This window comes from Bacteroides gallinarum DSM 18171 = JCM 13658, from assembly GCF_000374365.1.
GTDB lineage: Bacteria > Bacteroidota > Bacteroidia > Bacteroidales > Bacteroidaceae > Bacteroides > Bacteroides gallinarum.
Window position 1 is genome coordinate 66,380 of sequence record NZ_KB894122.1, and the last position, 15,778, is coordinate 82,157.

14 protein-coding genes are annotated in these 15,778 nt (G+C 47.3%); 8 read left to right on the top strand and 6 right to left on the bottom strand.

Annotated elements, in window-relative coordinates:
• The first annotated feature begins 35 nt into the window (after window positions 1–35).
• Window positions 36–629 carry a thiamine phosphate synthase gene (locus C233_RS0106200; RefSeq protein WP_018666724.1) on the top strand — a complete coding sequence of 198 codons (594 nt, stop codon included), beginning with the start codon at window positions 36–38 and terminating at the stop codon, window positions 627–629.
• Between the two features lie 168 nt (window positions 630–797).
• Complete coding sequence (gene thiD / locus C233_RS22365; protein ID WP_018666725.1) at window positions 798–1,799, top strand: bifunctional hydroxymethylpyrimidine kinase/phosphomethylpyrimidine kinase; 1,002 nt, start codon at window positions 798–800, stop codon at window positions 1,797–1,799.
• Here thiD and C233_RS0106210 read toward each other — a convergent pair.
• From C233_RS0106210 to C233_RS24765, 5 genes are all read right to left on the bottom strand, one after another.
• On the bottom strand, window positions 1,796–3,496 hold the full coding sequence (locus tag C233_RS0106210) for a fimbrillin family protein (RefSeq protein ID WP_018666726.1): 1,701 nt from the start codon (window positions 3,494–3,496) through the stop codon (window positions 1,796–1,798). The genes thiD and C233_RS0106210 overlap by 4 nt on opposite strands.
• A 263-nt stretch (window positions 3,497–3,759) precedes the next feature.
• Window positions 3,760–4,812, bottom strand: coding sequence for a fimbrillin family protein (locus C233_RS22370; RefSeq protein WP_018666728.1), 1,053 nt, complete (start codon window positions 4,810–4,812; stop codon window positions 3,760–3,762).
• Window positions 4,813–5,308: 496 nt separating this feature from the next.
• A complete protein-coding gene (locus tag C233_RS0106230) occupies window positions 5,309–6,583 on the bottom strand; it encodes a fimbrillin family protein (protein ID WP_018666729.1) in 1,275 nt (424 codons plus the stop codon).
• A 271-nt stretch (window positions 6,584–6,854) separates the two neighbouring features.
• Window positions 6,855–7,928, bottom strand: coding sequence for a DUF5119 domain-containing protein (locus tag C233_RS0106235; protein WP_018666730.1), 1,074 nt, complete (start codon window positions 7,926–7,928; stop codon window positions 6,855–6,857).
• Entirely contained in the window at window positions 7,925–9,466 is a 1,542-nt protein-coding gene (locus C233_RS24765) for a DUF3575 domain-containing protein (protein ID WP_241217473.1), read from the bottom strand. Before C233_RS24765 ends, C233_RS0106235 begins: the two co-directional genes overlap by 4 nt.
• A gap of 432 nt (window positions 9,467–9,898) precedes the next feature.
• Between C233_RS24765 and C233_RS0106245 the strand changes: the two genes are divergently transcribed.
• From C233_RS0106245 to C233_RS0106260, 4 genes are all read left to right on the top strand, one after another.
• Window positions 9,899–11,020: a DUF362 domain-containing protein gene (locus tag C233_RS0106245; RefSeq protein WP_018666732.1), complete on the top strand. Its 1,122-nt coding sequence runs from the start codon at window positions 9,899–9,901 to the stop codon at window positions 11,018–11,020.
• Window positions 11,021–11,040: 20 nt separating this feature from the next.
• Window positions 11,041–11,436 (top strand): phosphoribosyltransferase, encoded by a 396-nt coding sequence (locus C233_RS0106250; protein ID WP_025068737.1) that lies wholly within the window; start codon window positions 11,041–11,043, stop codon window positions 11,434–11,436.
• A gap of 84 nt (window positions 11,437–11,520) precedes the next feature.
• Window positions 11,521–12,330 carry a patatin-like phospholipase family protein gene (locus C233_RS0106255; protein WP_018666734.1) on the top strand — a complete coding sequence of 270 codons (810 nt, stop codon included), beginning with the start codon at window positions 11,521–11,523 and terminating at the stop codon, window positions 12,328–12,330.
• Between the two features lie 27 nt (window positions 12,331–12,357).
• Entirely contained in the window at window positions 12,358–14,055 is a 1,698-nt protein-coding gene (locus tag C233_RS0106260) for an alpha-amylase family protein (RefSeq protein WP_018666735.1), read from the top strand.
• 26 nt (window positions 14,056–14,081) lie between these two features.
• Here C233_RS0106260 and C233_RS0106265 read toward each other — a convergent pair whose 3' ends face one another.
• Window positions 14,082–14,321 carry a DUF6965 family protein gene (locus tag C233_RS0106265; protein ID WP_018666736.1) on the bottom strand — a complete coding sequence of 80 codons (240 nt, stop codon included), beginning with the start codon at window positions 14,319–14,321 and terminating at the stop codon, window positions 14,082–14,084.
• Between the two features lie 299 nt (window positions 14,322–14,620).
• Here C233_RS0106265 and C233_RS0106270 point away from each other — a divergent pair, with 299 nt between their 5' ends.
• Window positions 14,621–15,286 carry a DUF2461 domain-containing protein gene (locus tag C233_RS0106270; protein ID WP_018666737.1) on the top strand — a complete coding sequence of 222 codons (666 nt, stop codon included), beginning with the start codon at window positions 14,621–14,623 and terminating at the stop codon, window positions 15,284–15,286.
• Between the two features lie 34 nt (window positions 15,287–15,320).
• Window positions 15,321–15,767, top strand: a complete 447-nt coding sequence (locus C233_RS0106275) for a NanQ anomerase/TabA/YiaL family protein (protein ID WP_018666738.1) — start codon at window positions 15,321–15,323, stop codon at window positions 15,765–15,767.
• Window positions 15,768–15,778 lie beyond the last annotated feature (11 nt).

Below are 15,778 nucleotides of genomic sequence, written 5' to 3' on the forward strand. Positions count from 1 at the left end.
TAAGCTGATAGATAACATTACTAACTCTAAGTTGTATGAAACTGATAACGATTACCATGCCGGATTTCTTCGAAGGAGAAGCCGATGCAATCGCTTCCTTGTTCGATGCCGGGCTCGAAAATCTTCACCTTCGTAAGCCCGGTGCGTCTTATGCGGAAATGGAGAATTTGCTACGCCGGCTCCCGGCGGAATACTTGGGGCGTATCGTCGTTCACGAGCATTTCCAACTGGTGTCTTCTTGGAAGTTAAAGGGGGTACATCTGAATGGACGCAACCCGGTAGCTCCGGCAGGATTTACCGGGCATATCAGCCGTTCGTGCCACTCGCTGGAAGAAGTGGCGGAATATAAAAGGGTATGCGATTATGTTTTCCTTAGCCCCATATACGATAGTATTTCTAAAGAGGGATATGCTTCTGCCTTTACCCCCGACTGTTTGCGGGAAGCCCGACAAGCGGGTATCATCGATGCCAAAGTAATAGCGTTGGGGGGTATCACGGCAGACCGCTTGCCGGAGGTAGGCAGTTTGGGGTTCGGCGGCGTAGCTCTGTTGGGCGATGTATGGCAACGGAAAGGAACGGACTTTATCGGTCACTTCAAGGCTTTGCTACGCTCTGTTTCCGCTCTTTGATTTATCAGTGTTTAATCCTGGGATGTATTAATCTTTAGATATAGTGACTTATAGATATTTAGTTCCGTGATACAGTAATCTTTAATTTCGTGATATATCAGTTTTCAATCCTGTGATTTATCAATCTTTAATCTTGCAATATATTAATCTTTAATCCCGATTACCAGCATGTTTACCCCTCCTATCATTCTCACTATTGCCGGTTCCGACTGTTCCGGCGGTGCAGGCATACAAGCAGACATCAAAACGATTTCCGCGCTGAAAGGTTATGCAGCTTCCGTGATTACTGCCGTTACCGCGCAAAACACAATGGGAGTTCAGGCGGTCTACCCCGTTCCGGCAGATGTTGTCCGTGCCCAGATAGAGGCTGTAATGGACGATTTGCAGCCCATTGCTGTCAAGATAGGTATGGTGTACGATGCCGCCATTGCGCACGCCATTGCGGAGTGTATGCAAAAGTACCGCCCCGGCTTTATCGTTTACGACCCCGTTATGGTATCTACCAGCGGGCGTCGGTTAATGACGGAAAATACGGTACGCATTATCCGGGAGGAACTTTTTCCGCTTTGTTCCCTGATAACTCCCAATCTAAGCGAAGCTTCCCTGCTTTTGTCGCATTCTATAACGGATGTGGAGGGGATGAAACAAGCTGCCTGCTCTTTGGCAAGCCGTTATCACTGTGCCGTATTGGTAAAAGGCGGTCATTTGTCCGGGGATGAAATGTGCGATGTGCTGTACGATAACGGTAACATCAGCTTGTTCGGGCAGCAAAAAGTGGAAAGCCGTAATTTGCACGGAACGGGATGTACGCTTTCTTCGGCTATCGCTACTTTTGTTGCTATTGATATTGTTGCTGCCGGAAATGTTGCTATCGGTGATGCTGCTATTAATACCGTTACTGCTGATAGTGTTACTATCGGTAATGATGCTATTAGTGATGCCGTTGACGGAAATGTTACTATCAGTAATGATGTTACTATTAATAACACTGTTTTCGATAATATTACTATCGGTAACGCTGCCATTAGCAACATTACCGCCAATCATTACGGGTTCGAAAAAGCCGTTCGCCGGGCTAAAGCCTATATAAGTAAGGCTATCGTGCATGGTAAAGACTTCCGTATAGGGCATGGAAACGGGCCTTTATGCCATTTCTTTCCTGACGATTAGAATGCGAAAAACAAGCGTATGTTCCAAGCTGTAGTTTTGTTGTACCCTTGTAAGCATACCCTACTCCAAGTAGGTTGGTCGGGGTCGTCGATGTGCCAAAGCAGCATCCAGTGTTTTGTTGCATTGTATTGGGAGCTGCAACTGAAACCAAGTCTGAAAGATTTGTTGGATGCTGGTATCGAACTATCTACTTTCGATAAATGTTCTTTCAGTCTATCCAACGTTTCTTGTCCCCAAACTGTGTCATTTAGGCCGAAAGCGGTATTGTTCCGGAAATCTCTGGGAGATTTTCCCCCGATATTCGCCAGCATATCGAACCATTGCCCGATGCTCGGAAGGAACCACGGACTACGTTTGATTCCTTCAGGTACTGCTTTCTTATTCCGGTAGTTTGCTACCGTAGTAGAAACATAGGAACTGGAAGTACCGGCTTTGCCCAATAAGAGCTGTCGTGTTTCAGAAAAACCGTTCATGTTGTCCTCGATTTTATCGCTTGCTGTCATTAAAGGAATATCTTCTGCTATTTGATTGTCATCTCCCCACAATGCGGTTCCTACATTTTCCAATCCCATTACATAGGCATGGTTCCAACCTTCTGCGTTGCATTCCGAATCCGTCATTCTGTCGGGAGAGCAGGTAATAACCATTCCTATTGCATTCTGATAGTCGTATATTTTCCCGTTTTCGTCCAACGAACTGTTTCCGGGATGTACTTCTATCCGTTTATCGATTTCATTCTGAAATACGAAATCGCCGGGATAGAGTTTGCGCTCCGTGCTCCCTTTGCCGGGTATGGGGCTGATTACTTTCAGCGTATAGCATTTGCCGGAGGCAAAAGCGGTGGAACTGCCGGAGTAATTTATCTTTTTCTGCTCATTGCTTACGCCGTGAGTGGTTGTATAGTTACCGGAAATCTTTGCGTTTTCTTGCGGCAGGACAATGGCGCAGTATCTCATGGAATCTACTTGGTAAGGGGTAACACCGTTCAGGCTTACGCTCCCTGCCAGTGAGTCCGTATCCAGGATTCTGGATTCCTGGTGATACACGAAGCCTGCATCTTTGGGCGCATAGCAGCCTATGTACGTCTGCGGATGCACTACCAATAGGGTAAACTGGTGCTTGAACTGCAAGTTCAATACTACTTGGGAAGGATTGGAGGTGTCCGGTGTACCGGTAGCAATCATCAGGTCGCTGGCGGCGTACTCTTTCACTGCGGACTGGTCTTTTGCCGGCTGTAGTTTGTCGTTCTTCGTCAGCGAGGCAACGATTTCGTCCGTGCTTAGCGAGGGGTCTATCGCAATATTTTCTTTGTACGGATAGTAGGTAATGTAGTTTACTCCGCTGTACCAATAGAGGGTTTTGCCACCCTCTACCGGGTTCCAACTGTTGTCCGCTGCCTTATATACGAGCGGTATGTTGTCGATGTCGTTCAGTATCGCTCCGTCTTTCACGGCGAAGATGCCAATCTTGTCATTATCGGCAAATTCGGGATGAAGGTGTTTATCTGCTGCCGAAGCGCGTGTAGTAGGTTGTCCGGAGCCGGACGGAGCCTCGAAGTCGGTAGTCGTGACGCGCACGGTAAGGGGCATACCGTCGGGGTAGTCCGTACCTTTGCCGGTGTCTGTATCGTTGTCGTCGGTACATGCGTTGCAAGCCAATAGGATGCTCCAAAAGATTATGGCGGTGAATGATTTCATATACCTTTTAATAGTTTCTTGTTTCAATATCGGTGCTTCTTTGGGAAGTTTCTATTTATCTGCCGGGGCAGCCGGTTTTCTGTTCAGTTTTTTGTTTAACCTTCTGCTTAGGTTTCCGTTCTATTTTACGTTCAACCTTCTGTTCAACCTTTTGTTTAACTTTCTGTTTTGGTTTCCGTTCAGCTTTACGTTCAGGCTTCCGTTCAACTTTCAGTTTAGCCTTCTGCTCAACTTCTCGTTCAACTTTCTGTTCAACCCTTCGTTCAGCCTTCTGTTCCAGTTACAATTTCGGTAGTAGCATCGTCTTCCCACGATACGGCGCTATCTTCCGGCGTTATCGAAATGGCTTTTCTTGCAATGCCGATAGTGTAGCCTACCGGAGTTCCCGGAAGCCAGTTATCGGTGGAGGGAAAAGCCTGATGTTCCATTTCGATGCTTTGGACGGTCGTATTGTTGTTCTTATCTTTCTCCGTGTATTGGTAAGTGATGTTGAACTCACAGCCCGTTGTGTTGGGAAGCAGGAAGAAGGTGGCAAGCAGTTTCTTTTCTTCCGCAGCAGTATCGGGTACGGGGAAATTCGTTGCAGTGGCGGTAAAGGTTGCCAGCTCGCCGGACTGCGGATAGCTCCACTGCCAGCCTTTAACGTTGCTGGTGGTGGCGGTGCAGTAGGTCAGCATGCCGCTTTTCATTCCTGTAATGGAGAATGCGGTTACTGATTTTCCGGTGGTATCGTCCTTGCTTTTTATGTAAATATTGATTTTGGTGAGAGTATGGTAGAGCGTGAAGCTGATATTACCGCTATTCCGGTTCATCACCGGAGGCGCTGCGAGCAAGTCTATCTGCTGGCTTTCTGCCTGGGGCACGGTATAGCTCAATACCGGGAATCCGCTTGCCGTTTCTTTGTCTTGGAAAGAGAGGTTGCCGCTTGTTGCGCCGGTATAGGGGGCGTATGCAAAGAAGCTGATTCGTTCCGTTACCTGACTGTTAGGCCAGTATTTGACGGGGGTATAAGACCAACTGCCGTCTGCCTGCTTGCTAACGAGTTGGTTGTACATACAATTAGGCGTTGCGGTGCTTTCGTTGAAATTTCCGCGTGTGAGGTAGGCAAATACGCCGATGTCCGTCGGGTCGGCAACGGCGGCATATCCTGCTACGGCTTTGGTTTCCGGCATGCTGCTGTCGAAGTCTATGGGGGTGTTACCTTGCGGCAAACCGTCCGTAACGTCCTCTCCGGAACAAGCTCCCAGCAGCAAAGGTACTGCAAGCAGCCAACTGCGCAGCTTTCTTATTCCGATATTTCTTGTTTTTCCGTTCATGCTTCTTGTTTCCTTTCGTTTATGCTTTTCGCTTTCTATTGCTTAGGGGTTGTATCTTTTTCCGTTTACGTTTGTATTTTCTTCTGCTCATGTTTGTAGCTTCTTTTTCTTACGCTTGCACCTTCTTCTGTTTATGCTTGCATCTCCTTTTGTTTACGCTTTACACTTTCTTCCGTTTATATCTCGCATCTTCTTTTGCTTATGTTTGTATCTTCTATTCATGCTCACATCTTTTTTTGCTTACGTTTACACCTTTTTCTGTTTATGCTTGCATCTTCTTTTGTTTATGCTTTACATTTTTTCCTGTTTATGCCTCACATCTTCTTCTGTTTATACTTATATCTTCTTCGTTTACGCTTTTCGCTTTCTTCTGTTTATACATCTCGTTCCGTATGTATCGTACGTCTGTATTTCTTTTGTTGGTGACCGGAAAAGGAACATTCAACCTCGTCCGGCCTTTCGTTATATCCGTTTCTTTGCAGGAAAACGGGCGGGATTATTCTACCGGAGATTCCGTTACTTCAGTACCCCATGTATTTACCTTAGCTTGGTCAATGGTTATGGCGTGCAGGTTGATAGTAAGCGTGTATTGGTATGTCTTTTGGCGTTTCAAGTGTCCGGCGGGAAGCTTGATTACGGATTCGGCATGGCTGGCAATGTACTGGCCGCTGTTTGTCTTGTCTTTGCTCACGATGTCGTAGTGGAAACCTATTTGGATGTCTCCTTCGTCACAGCCGCTTCCGCTATCCGGACTGACGTTCGTGTCACCTACGGGAATCAGGTAGAGATGTTGCTTGTCGGGGAATAGGGAAACCGGATTGGTTTGCGAGTCCTCGGTGATTTTTACTCCTGTAATGGTCTTACTATGTCCGTCGGTAGGATTCGATTCCGTGATGCTGCCGTCTGTTGTTTTCAGCATGGATTTCAGGCTGAAATCTTTTTCGGGGATAATGGCATCGTCGTAGTTCCAATGCAGTTCCTTCCACGTGGCGGTAGTATAGAACTTGGAGTCGCTGTTGCTGGGAGCTGCGGTGTTGAGCAGTGACATATTGCCGTCTGCCGACGTTGTGCCATGATTGCTTCCTACAATCCACATCTCGGTGATGTAGACGAAACTTTCGTCTCCGTCCATGCCGGTAAACTCGCCGTCGCCCAGTTTTGCCTTAAAGGAGACGCGGGCAAGTGTGTGGTTGAACTGGAAGCTTACTTTGCCGCCGTTTTCGGCTGTGTACTGTTGGTCGGTCTTATCGGCAACCACGAGGTCTACCATTTTGGGGAGGTTGTCTCCTTCTTTGAGCTTAAAGGTTATATATGGGATGCCTTTCGCTGTGGCATCGCATACTATTACGCCTGCTTTCGTTCCTGTTTGCCATGCGCTTTCATATGGTGCGTAGGCAAAGAAGGAAATTTTGTCGTTCTTGTTGTTAGGCCAGTATTTGGTAGGGCTGTATGTCCATGCGCTCTCGCTGCTGTCCCATGCTACCTTCTGGTTGTGCATGAAGCCGGGGGCGGTGCTTGCTTTGGCGTCTTCCCACTTCTGGTTTCCGGTAAAGTATCCCATAATGCCGAAGCCGCCGTATTTATCGGAGGCATCCGGGCTGTCCAATATACTGGTGTTGTCCGTGTCTACTCCGCGGGTGGAGGTTCCGGTGTACACTCCGAACGTCATTTGCGGATGTGCATCCGGACTGACTTCCGTTACTTCATTCTCCGAGCAGCTTATCATCAATAAGGCAACAAGCAATACCGTTGTAACATTGATAGTTTTCATTTTTCTAATTTTTAAATTACGGTTTATTTTTTTATTAATCTCTTTATTTGTAATTGGTTTCTTTGTTTTTAATTAGCTTCTTTGTCTTTAGTCAGCTTTTTTGTTTTTAATCGGCTTCTTTGTTTTAATCAACTCTTTCGTCTTTAATTAGCTTTTTCGTTTTTAATTAGCTCCTTTGTTTTTAATCAACTCCTTCGTCTTTAATCAGTTCCTTCGTTTCTAATTAATCTGTTATTCTAATCTTCATTGTTTATTGCCGCCGGTAAAGTCATTACAGCGGTACATCGGTATTTACTTCGTCTCCCCAGCCGTCTACGTCTACATCGAATCCGGAACCGGATTTGCTGTCGGGTTCTACATCGGGTATCTTGTCGGTTGCCGCTTCCACATAGATAGTAACAACGCCTTCGCCGTTGTCTTTCTCCGTTACTTGCACGTTGTCGTAATCGCCCGTAAAGACGGTTTCGCCGTCTACCAACTGTGCTTCCAGGTGTAGTTGGTGGTTTTGGGAGAAGTTTATGCCGAACACGTTGAACGTGCCTGTAAGTGTTCCGTTGCGGGATGAGTTTTCGTCGAACACCGGATTGGTAAGTGCGAACTCTTGCGATATGCCTTGTGCCGACACTTCGCCCGTAGCAAGGAACACGGATTCTGATATGCCGTCCAGCCGGCATACGGCGGAACGGATATTGTTCAGCCCTTCCACGCGGATTAACGTTACTACTTCGGACGTCCGTTTCTGCGGAATGAGGTGCAGGGCATGGCTTTCATCGTTTGCCGTAGTGGGGTATGCCGCCTTGCCGGTGGTTGTCCGGGTGTAGTTACCGAGCATGTCTTGTGTCACGGCAAAGTCCGCCACCGTTGCTGCCGCCAGCTTTTCGGGAGGTGCGATAACGGTACGTACGCCTTTCTTTCCCGCTATCCGTGTTTCCGTCTTTTTATTGTATGCTTCCAGTGTTTCGTATTTGTCACCGCCCCGGAAAGCGATATTGCTGAAATCTGTAAAGGAGCGGTTGAAGACGATTATGTTGTAAACTCCTTGTTGCAACCGCACGGTTTCCTGCGAGTAGTTGCCCAACAGGAAGGTTTGGGGCTCGCCGCCGTCTATCGGGTAGAATATGGCGGTAGCGCCGTGTGCTGCTTCTTCGGCATTGTCCAACCCGGACTGACTCCAATCGACGGTCAGGGTGATTTCCGCTGTATTATAATAGGTGAGCTCGCGGCGCTCGCAACTTGCAAGGAGGGGCAGCAGGCACAGGAGCATCCACTTCCGTATCCGGATGAATACCGGTAGGGTTTGTCCGTTGTTCGCCGATAGTGTTCCGCAGTTCATTCCACATTTCATTCCGCGCCTCCTTTCTTCACCTTGCGGTTCAGCAACCATACCAGTGAGATTTTGGCTTTTGTGGGGCCGAACCAGGTGTAGTTTCCGTTTTCCTGCCACATCAGGGTACGGTAGTTGTCTTGGGCGTGGTAGTGCCGGTAGTTGGTACGCAACAGACCTATCCCGATATTGAATTCCAGGTGGAGGTTACGGGCGATGCGGGTTGCCCAACCGTAGCTAAGACCTGCCGCAATGAAGAATTCGCCCTGGTAGCCGTTCTCTTTCCATTGGAGGTCGTACTCACCGCCTCCGGCATACAGTCCTACGAAATGTCCGGTCAGTGCTTCGCGGTGTTCCCGGCTCCGGGTGCTGCCCAGCCAGTATCTTCCTTCCAGCCCTCCCGAAAGGATTTCAAGGCAGTATCGGTCGCTTTTCAGCAACCACCACGGGAACATGTATTCTCCGTTCACCGACCAGCGTTTGCCTATCGGTACTTCTATCTCTATGTTGGGCATCAGCGCGGCATCGAACAGCACGTTGGTTTTTAGGGCAAACAGCGGACGGCGGTGGAAGGAGGTTTCCGGTGCTTTCTGAGGACGCGATGTTTGCTGTTGGTACGTCGTCTTTTGTAAGTACGGTGTCTTTTGCTGAGATGATGTTTCTTGCTGGTGTGATGTTTCTTGTGTGTACGGTGTCTTTTGTAAATACGATGTTTGCTGCAAGTGTGATGTTTCTTGCAGGTGCGATGTTTCTTGTGTGTACGGTGTCTTTTGTAAATACGATGTTTGCTGCGTGTATGGTGCTTTCTGCGGATGCGGTGTCTCTTGCGTGTACGGCGTGCTGTATTCATTTTCGGTTTTGTATTCTCCGGCAGATTCAGATTCGTGAAGCTGCTGTTGCCGGGATAGCTTTGCCGCCTTGTCTGCTGGCAGGCTGTCCGGGGTGAGGTATGTTGCACAGGGAAGTGCGGGCATGCTGTCAGGTCTTATCCATACCATACATATGGCGGCATTGCGCAGGTAGCGTAACATCCGGTTGTGGATATAGCTGTAAGGGATGCCTCCGTTCAGCTTCTTCAATAGTGTCTTGCAGCGCTCGGTGTCTTTGTGGCGGTCGAGTATTTGCAGTACTTCTTCCCGGTTGGGCAGGTGTTCGTCGGCGGCAATCAGCCGGCGCAGTTCTTTCCAGTTCTCTCCTTGCGGGCGGGAATGGATGCGGTACTGGTTGAGGTGTGGGTATTTCCATACCAAATAGCCTTTCACTGCCGCCGAGCGCCGGTGCGTGAGCCGTTCGTTATAGCTACGGTCGCCGTCGGGAGAGGCGAAAGAGAGGATGTTTATGGAATCTATTCGTCCGCACAGCCGGCAGTCGGTAAGTATTTCTGCCATATGTTGCAGTGTCCGGCTATTATCCATGTATCCGTTATCCACTACTGCCTTGTCGAAACGGAAATAGAGCATGAATGGCTTGGCGGAGATGTCCGCTTCCGTCCGTTGCCCTGCATAACCGTAGGAAAGCAGGATGAAAAGCAGCCCGCAACAGACCGCTCCCCGTTTCATGGTTCGTGTATTTATGTTCATTATGATGTACGGCGGTTTGTAGGTTGCCGGTATATGCCCGGTAGCGGACGGTACGATACGTGCCTCTCTCCTATTGGGAAAAGGTATTTTGCCGGTTGTCGGGCATCATCCGAGAGAATGTCATGTAACACGGCGATAGCTGTTTGTTTGCATACAGATAGCATGTTATTGTGCTTTTCTACCGTTGCTTATCGGGCTGCGGAAGATTCAGTGGGTAAAGTTGGTAATTATTTTTGTATTTCCAAAGGAAAATTGATAAATTATCTTCATAACTTCAAACAAAAGTTGATAATCGTGTTTTCATTACGCCCGATTTTATCGGATTATCTCTCTTTTTTCTGCCATATACCTACTATTATTTAATTTTATCTGCTAATTTTGCAGAAATAATCACTATTAATAGGTATATATATGGAAAAAGCAAAAGTGTATTTTTCGGACTTGCGCACCTCTCCTACTTCCAATCTTCTGGATAAAATGGAACGGCTGCTTAAACGGGCGGGTATCGGGCAGCTTCCTCTGCAAGACAGCTTTACGGCTATCAAGATACATTTCGGCGAACCGGGCAACTTGGCGTATATCCGCCCCAATTATGCCGCGCGTATGGCGAACTTGCTACGCAGCTTCGGCGCCAAGCCGTTTTTGACGGACTGCAACACTTTGTACTCAGGCCGCCGCTCCAATGCGGTAGACCATTTGCAGAGTGCTATGGAGAATGGTTTTAATCCTATATCCGCCCAATGCCAGGTGATTATTGCCGACGGTCTGAAAGGTACGGATTACAGGGAGATACCCATAGACGGTGAGTATTGCCCGGCGCCCAAGATTGGCACTGCTATCGCCGATGCGGATGTCATTATCAGCATGAACCATTTTAAGGGGCATGAGCAGGCGGGATTCGGCGGCGCTTTGAAAAATCTCGGTATGGGTTGTGCCAGCGTAGGCGGTAAGCTGGAGTTGCATGCATCGTCGCAGCCCAAAATCAATACGGAGAATTGCATCGGATGTAATATTTGCGTGAAGCACTGTGCCCATGATGCCGTGCACTTGAATGCTGTGCGCAAAGCGGAGATAGATTATGATAAATGTGTGGGATGCGGGCAGTGTGTAGCTTTGTGCCAGCACGATGCTGCGGTGGTGAGCGACTGGGATACTTCCGAGCGCCTGAATTACAAGATTGCGGAATATTCCGTTGCGGTGTTGAAGGATAAGCCGCATTTCCATATCAGTTTTATTATGAATGTGTCGCCGGAGTGCGATTGCTGGAATCATAATGATGCCGCTATCATCCCCGACCTCGGCATGCTGGCATCGGCAGACCCTGTAGCGTTGGACATGGCTTGTGCGGATATGGTTATCCGGACTCCTATACTGCATGGTAATAATGTGCTTGCCGAAGGGCATGAGCATGATGACCTTTGCGGCTGCGACAAGTTCCATATGATACATCCGGACACAGACTGGCTTGCCGGGTTGCGTCATGCCGAGAAAATAGGTTTGGGTACAATGGATTATGAGTTGATAAAAGTATAAAAATATTTATTATTACTCTTATGGCAAAGACAATGGAAGAGGTGCTGGAGCGTTTCCGCACGATTGAGTTCCACGATGATTTCGATATGATTGTAGCTATTGCCAACGGCGGAATCGTTCCGGCGGGTATCATCAACCAGCGTTTGCAGAAAGAGGTGCATTTACTGCGTATCAATTTGAGGGATGAATACCAGCATCCTAAGTATGATGCTCCCCGGCTGCTGGCTCCGGTGGATTTCGATTTTAAAGGAAAGAGTATCTTGTTGGTGGACGACCGTATAAAAACGGGGTCTACCATAAAGCTGGCGTGTGAACTGCTGAAAGAGGCGCGTTGCATCAGGACTTTCGCCGTAAACGGTACGGCCGATTATGCTTTATTCGACGAGGCATGTTTCAAATTTCCGTGGATATTATAAAAAATGAACATTTTTCTGCTATTTCCCTTTCTTGCTTCGATAAAATAACTAATTTCGTACCGTACAAGAATAGCAGATTTTAACATGGAGGCAGTAACGAACAACTGGTTTGCAAATAAATATCCCGTAGGTTATGCCCTGAGCGGCGGCTTTATCAAGGGTTTCGCTCACTTGGGGGCTATGCAGGCCTTGTTGGAACATGATATCAAGCCCGGTATAATTTCGGGTGTCAGCGCCGGCGCATTGGCGGGTGTATTTTATGCGGACGGTAACGAGCCTCACAAAGTGCTGGATTATTTTGCCGGCCATAAATTTCAAGACTTGACGAAGCTGGTTATTCCCAAGGTGGGTTTGTTCGAGCTTAGCGAGTTCAAGGATTTCCTGAAGAGTAATTTGAAAGCCAAGAGATTGGAGGAGTTGCAATTGCCTCTGATTATCACTGCTACTGATTTAGACCACGGACGTCTTGTACATTTCCATAAGGGGAATATCGCGGAGCGTGTGGCTGCTTCGTGTTGTATGCCGGTATTGTTTGCCCCGGTCAAGATAGAGGATACTTATTATGTGGACGGCGGGTTGCTGATGAACTTGCCTGTAAGCACTATCCGCCGGGTATGCGAGAAGGTGGTGGCTATCAATGTGAGTCCTTTAATGGCTACCAAGTATAAGATGAATATCGTAAGTATCGCTTTACGGTCGTACAACTTCATGTTCCGCTCCAACTCATTCCCGGAACGGGAAAAGGCGGATTTATTGATAGAGCCTTATAACCTGGACGGTTACAGCAATACCGAGCTGGAAAAGGCGGAGGAGATATTTATGCAGGGGTATAATACGACGAACGATATACTGGAACGCCTGCAAATAGAAAAGGGTATTATCTGGAAGGAATAAAAATAACCATTCTTTAAATAGAAAGAAATGAGCGACGAAAATAAACTGATTATTTATCAAGTGTTTACCCGATTGTTCGGAAACAACAATAACCATTGTATCCACAACGGCGGCATTGCCGAAAACGGATGTGGCAAAATGGCGGACTTTACCGCCAAGGCATTGGGTGAAATCAAGAAACTGGGTGTTACCCATATCTGGTACACCGGTATCATCGAGCATGCAACGCAAACGGATTACCGCCGTTACAATATCCGTCCCGACCACCCGGCTATCGTAAAGGGTAAGGCGGGTTCTCCGTATGCCATAAAGGATTATTATGATGTTGACCCGGATTTGGCAAAGGATGTTCCGGAGCGTATGAGGGAGTTCGAGAACCTGGTGCAGCGTACGCACCGCAGCGGGATGAAGGTTATCATGGATTTCGTGCCTAACCATGTAGCCCGCCAGTATCATTCGGACATGCAGCCGGACGGTACTTCGCAGTTGGGTACGAATGATGACGCGAATTATGCGTTCAGCCCTTACAACAACTTTTATTATATTCCGCAGTCGGAGTTGCACGGGCAATTCGATATGAAAGGTGCTGCGGCCGAGCCTTACAGGGAGTTTCCTGCCAAAGCTACGGGCAACAACCGCTTCGATGCGTATCCGGGTATCAATGACTGGTACGAAACGGTGAAACTGAATTACGGTGTGGATTATCAGAACGGGGGGACTTGCCATTTTCATCCTGTGCCCGATACTTGGAACAAGATGTTGGATATCCTGATGTTTTGGGCGGGGAAGCATATAGACGGTTTCCGTTGCGATATGGCGGAAATGGTTCCTGTGGAGTTCTGGGAATGGGTTATTCCGCAGGTGAAGGCAAAGTATCCTGCCTTGCTGTTTATTGCCGAGGTGTACAATCCGGGGGAATACCGTAATTATCTGTTCCGCGGGAAGTTCGATTATCTTTATGATAAGGTGGGATTGTATGACACGCTCCGCGCAATTGTTTGCGGTAACGAGTCTGCAACCGCCATTACACGTGCCTGGCAGAATTTAGGCGGAATAGAAAAGCGTATGTTGAATTTCCTGGAGAATCATGATGAGCAACGTATCGCTTCCGACTTTTTTGCCGGCAATCCGCGTAAGGCGATTCCTGCCCTTATCGTATCGGCTTGTATGAATGTAAATCCTATGATGATTTATTTCGGGCAGGAATTCGGCGAGCCGGGCATGGACTGCGAGGGATTCAGCGGCAGGGACGGACGGACGACTATCTTCGATTACTGGAGTGTGGATGCTGTCCGCCGTTGGCGGAACGGCGGGAAGTTCGACGGTAAGATGTTGACGGAGAACCAGAAGCATCTGTATGCTATCTACCAGCGCATACTGACTTTGTGCAATGAGGAGAAAGCGGTTTCTCAGGGGGATTTTTTCGATTTGATGTATGCCAATATCGACGGCTGGCGCTTTAACGAGCATCGACAATATACGTTCTTGCGTAAGTTCGAAAGGGATTTGCTGCTGTTTGTCGTAAACTTCGACCCTATGTCGGCAAATCTCGCTATCAATATTCCTTCCCATGCTTTCGATGTCTTGCAGATACCGCAAATAGACCGATACCAGGCGGTGGATTTATTGAGTGGAGAGGAGGAAACGGTATGCTTGTTGCCTTATAAGGCGACGGAGGTGTCTGTGGAGGGATATAGCGGTAAGATTTTGAAAATAAGGTTATAATCTGTGGATAATGCAGGGTGAGGGAATCACTCTGCATTATCTTTACCTTCCAATTTTTCTTTCAACCGGTACAGGCGTGTGATTGCCGGGTTATAGAATTTGTCCGGGTAATGTGCGGCTATGTCGCTCAGGCTGGCGCGTACGTACCTGGGTACATCGAATATATTTTCTGCTTCGCTCAGCCTGACTTGTTCGGGGAAAGAGGTGGTTTTAGCCCACTCTATCAGTGTTTTGACGCTTTCTTCGTCGTATTTGTATTCTTCCATACTTTATTTGTTTTTCTTGCAAAGATATAATATTTGCTAAAGTATCCCTTATCATTATGAACAAAATATGAAAATGCGGTGTTACATAGGTGTGTTTTTCATAGTATTAGATATAAGATTAATTAAAAGAGACGTACTTGCTTGGGATAAGTAGGTGCATCAAAAAACAGAAGCGTCTGTTTGATTGATAAATGTGTAAGGAGCATCGGTTTACCAGAGCCGATGCTTTTTTTTACGCTTGTTTGTAGCATGTTAGAAATATTATCCGTAAATTTGGCAGGAATAAGGATATATATGATATGAACATTCCTGTTATATTTCAATTTCTGAAAGAGCTGTCCGCCAATAACAACCGTGAATGGTTCAACGCTCACCGAGACCGGTATGAGAATGCCCGGAATGAGTTCGAGAATCTTCTGACAGTGATTATCTCCCGCATCTCTTTGTTTGACGAAAGTATTCGTGGCATCGAAGCCAAGGATTGTACGTACCGTATTTATCGTGATACGCGTTTTACGGAAGATAAGACGCCTTATAAGAATCATTTCGGTGGCTATATCAATGCCAGGGGGAAGAAATCCGACCATTGCGGTTATTATATTCATTTGCAGCCGGGGAACTGTCTTTTGGCAGGCGGCAGTTATTGCCCTCCTTCTCCCCTGCTAAGGGCTTTGCGGCAAGCGGTGTATGATAATATGGATGAATTCCGGGGGATAGTGGAAGACCCTGCTTTCAAGCAATATTTCCCTGTTATCGGAGAGAATTTCCTAAAGACGGCTCCTAAGGGTTTTCCTAAGGATTATCCATATCTGAAGTATTTACAATGTAAGGAATATACCGTTACCTGCTGCCAGCCGGACAGTTTTTTCCTCGCCCCCGACTTTTTGGAGCGTACCGACGAGATTTTCAAGCAGATGAAACGTTTCTCGGACTTTGTGAATTACACGATAGACGACTTTGAATAATTACCTATTATAACTAACTTAAAACATTTAAATTATGGTAGTAGACAGACTTGAAAACATAGAAAAGTATGTTTCGCTGAATCCTTTATTTGCGCAAGCCATTGAGTTTTTGAAATCGCATGACCTGAACGCCTTGGAACTGGGAAAGACGGAACTTAACGGTAAGGATTTGCTTGTAAACGTAACGCAAACCAAACCGAAAACGAAGGAAGATGCCAAGCTGGAAACCCACAGGGATTTTATCGATATCCAGATTCCGCTATCCGGTACTGAATTAATGGGTTACACTGCCGCTAAAGATTGTTTGCCCGCAGACGCGCCGTATAATGCGGAGAAAGATATTACTTTCTTTGCCGGACTGGCAGAGAGCTATGTCGAGGTGAAACCGGGTATGTTCGCCATTTTCTTTCCGCAAGACGGACATGCTCCCGGCATTACTCCGGACGGCGTGAAGAAAGTTATCGTGAAAGTTAAAGCGTAATACGAACACCC

What these genes read in the sequence shown, in the direction of transcription:
- C233_RS0106200 (WP_018666724.1), top strand. Translation starts at nt 36, where the DNA reads ATGAAACTGATAACGATTACCATGCCGGATTTCTTCGAAGGAGAAGCC.
- thiD (WP_018666725.1), top strand. Translation starts at nt 798, where the DNA reads ATGTTTACCCCTCCTATCATTCTCACTATTGCCGGTTCCGACTGTTCC.
- C233_RS0106210 (WP_018666726.1), bottom strand. Translation starts at nt 3,496, where the DNA reads ATGAAATCATTCACCGCCATAATCTTTTGGAGCATCCTATTGGCTTGC.
- C233_RS22370 (WP_018666728.1), bottom strand. Translation starts at nt 4,812, where the DNA reads ATGAACGGAAAAACAAGAAATATCGGAATAAGAAAGCTGCGCAGTTGG.
- C233_RS0106230 (WP_018666729.1), bottom strand. Translation starts at nt 6,583, where the DNA reads ATGAAAACTATCAATGTTACAACGGTATTGCTTGTTGCCTTATTGATG.
- C233_RS0106235 (WP_018666730.1), bottom strand. Translation starts at nt 7,928, where the DNA reads ATGAAATGTGGAATGAACTGCGGAACACTATCGGCGAACAACGGACAA.
- C233_RS24765 (WP_241217473.1), bottom strand. Translation starts at nt 9,466, where the DNA reads ATGAAACGGGGAGCGGTCTGTTGCGGGCTGCTTTTCATCCTGCTTTCC.
- C233_RS0106245 (WP_018666732.1), top strand. Translation starts at nt 9,899, where the DNA reads ATGGAAAAAGCAAAAGTGTATTTTTCGGACTTGCGCACCTCTCCTACT.
- C233_RS0106250 (WP_025068737.1), top strand. Translation starts at nt 11,041, where the DNA reads ATGGCAAAGACAATGGAAGAGGTGCTGGAGCGTTTCCGCACGATTGAG.
- C233_RS0106255 (WP_018666734.1), top strand. Translation starts at nt 11,521, where the DNA reads ATGGAGGCAGTAACGAACAACTGGTTTGCAAATAAATATCCCGTAGGT.
- C233_RS0106260 (WP_018666735.1), top strand. Translation starts at nt 12,358, where the DNA reads ATGAGCGACGAAAATAAACTGATTATTTATCAAGTGTTTACCCGATTG.
- C233_RS0106265 (WP_018666736.1), bottom strand. Translation starts at nt 14,321, where the DNA reads ATGGAAGAATACAAATACGACGAAGAAAGCGTCAAAACACTGATAGAG.
- C233_RS0106270 (WP_018666737.1), top strand. Translation starts at nt 14,621, where the DNA reads ATGAACATTCCTGTTATATTTCAATTTCTGAAAGAGCTGTCCGCCAAT.
- C233_RS0106275 (WP_018666738.1), top strand. Translation starts at nt 15,321, where the DNA reads ATGGTAGTAGACAGACTTGAAAACATAGAAAAGTATGTTTCGCTGAAT.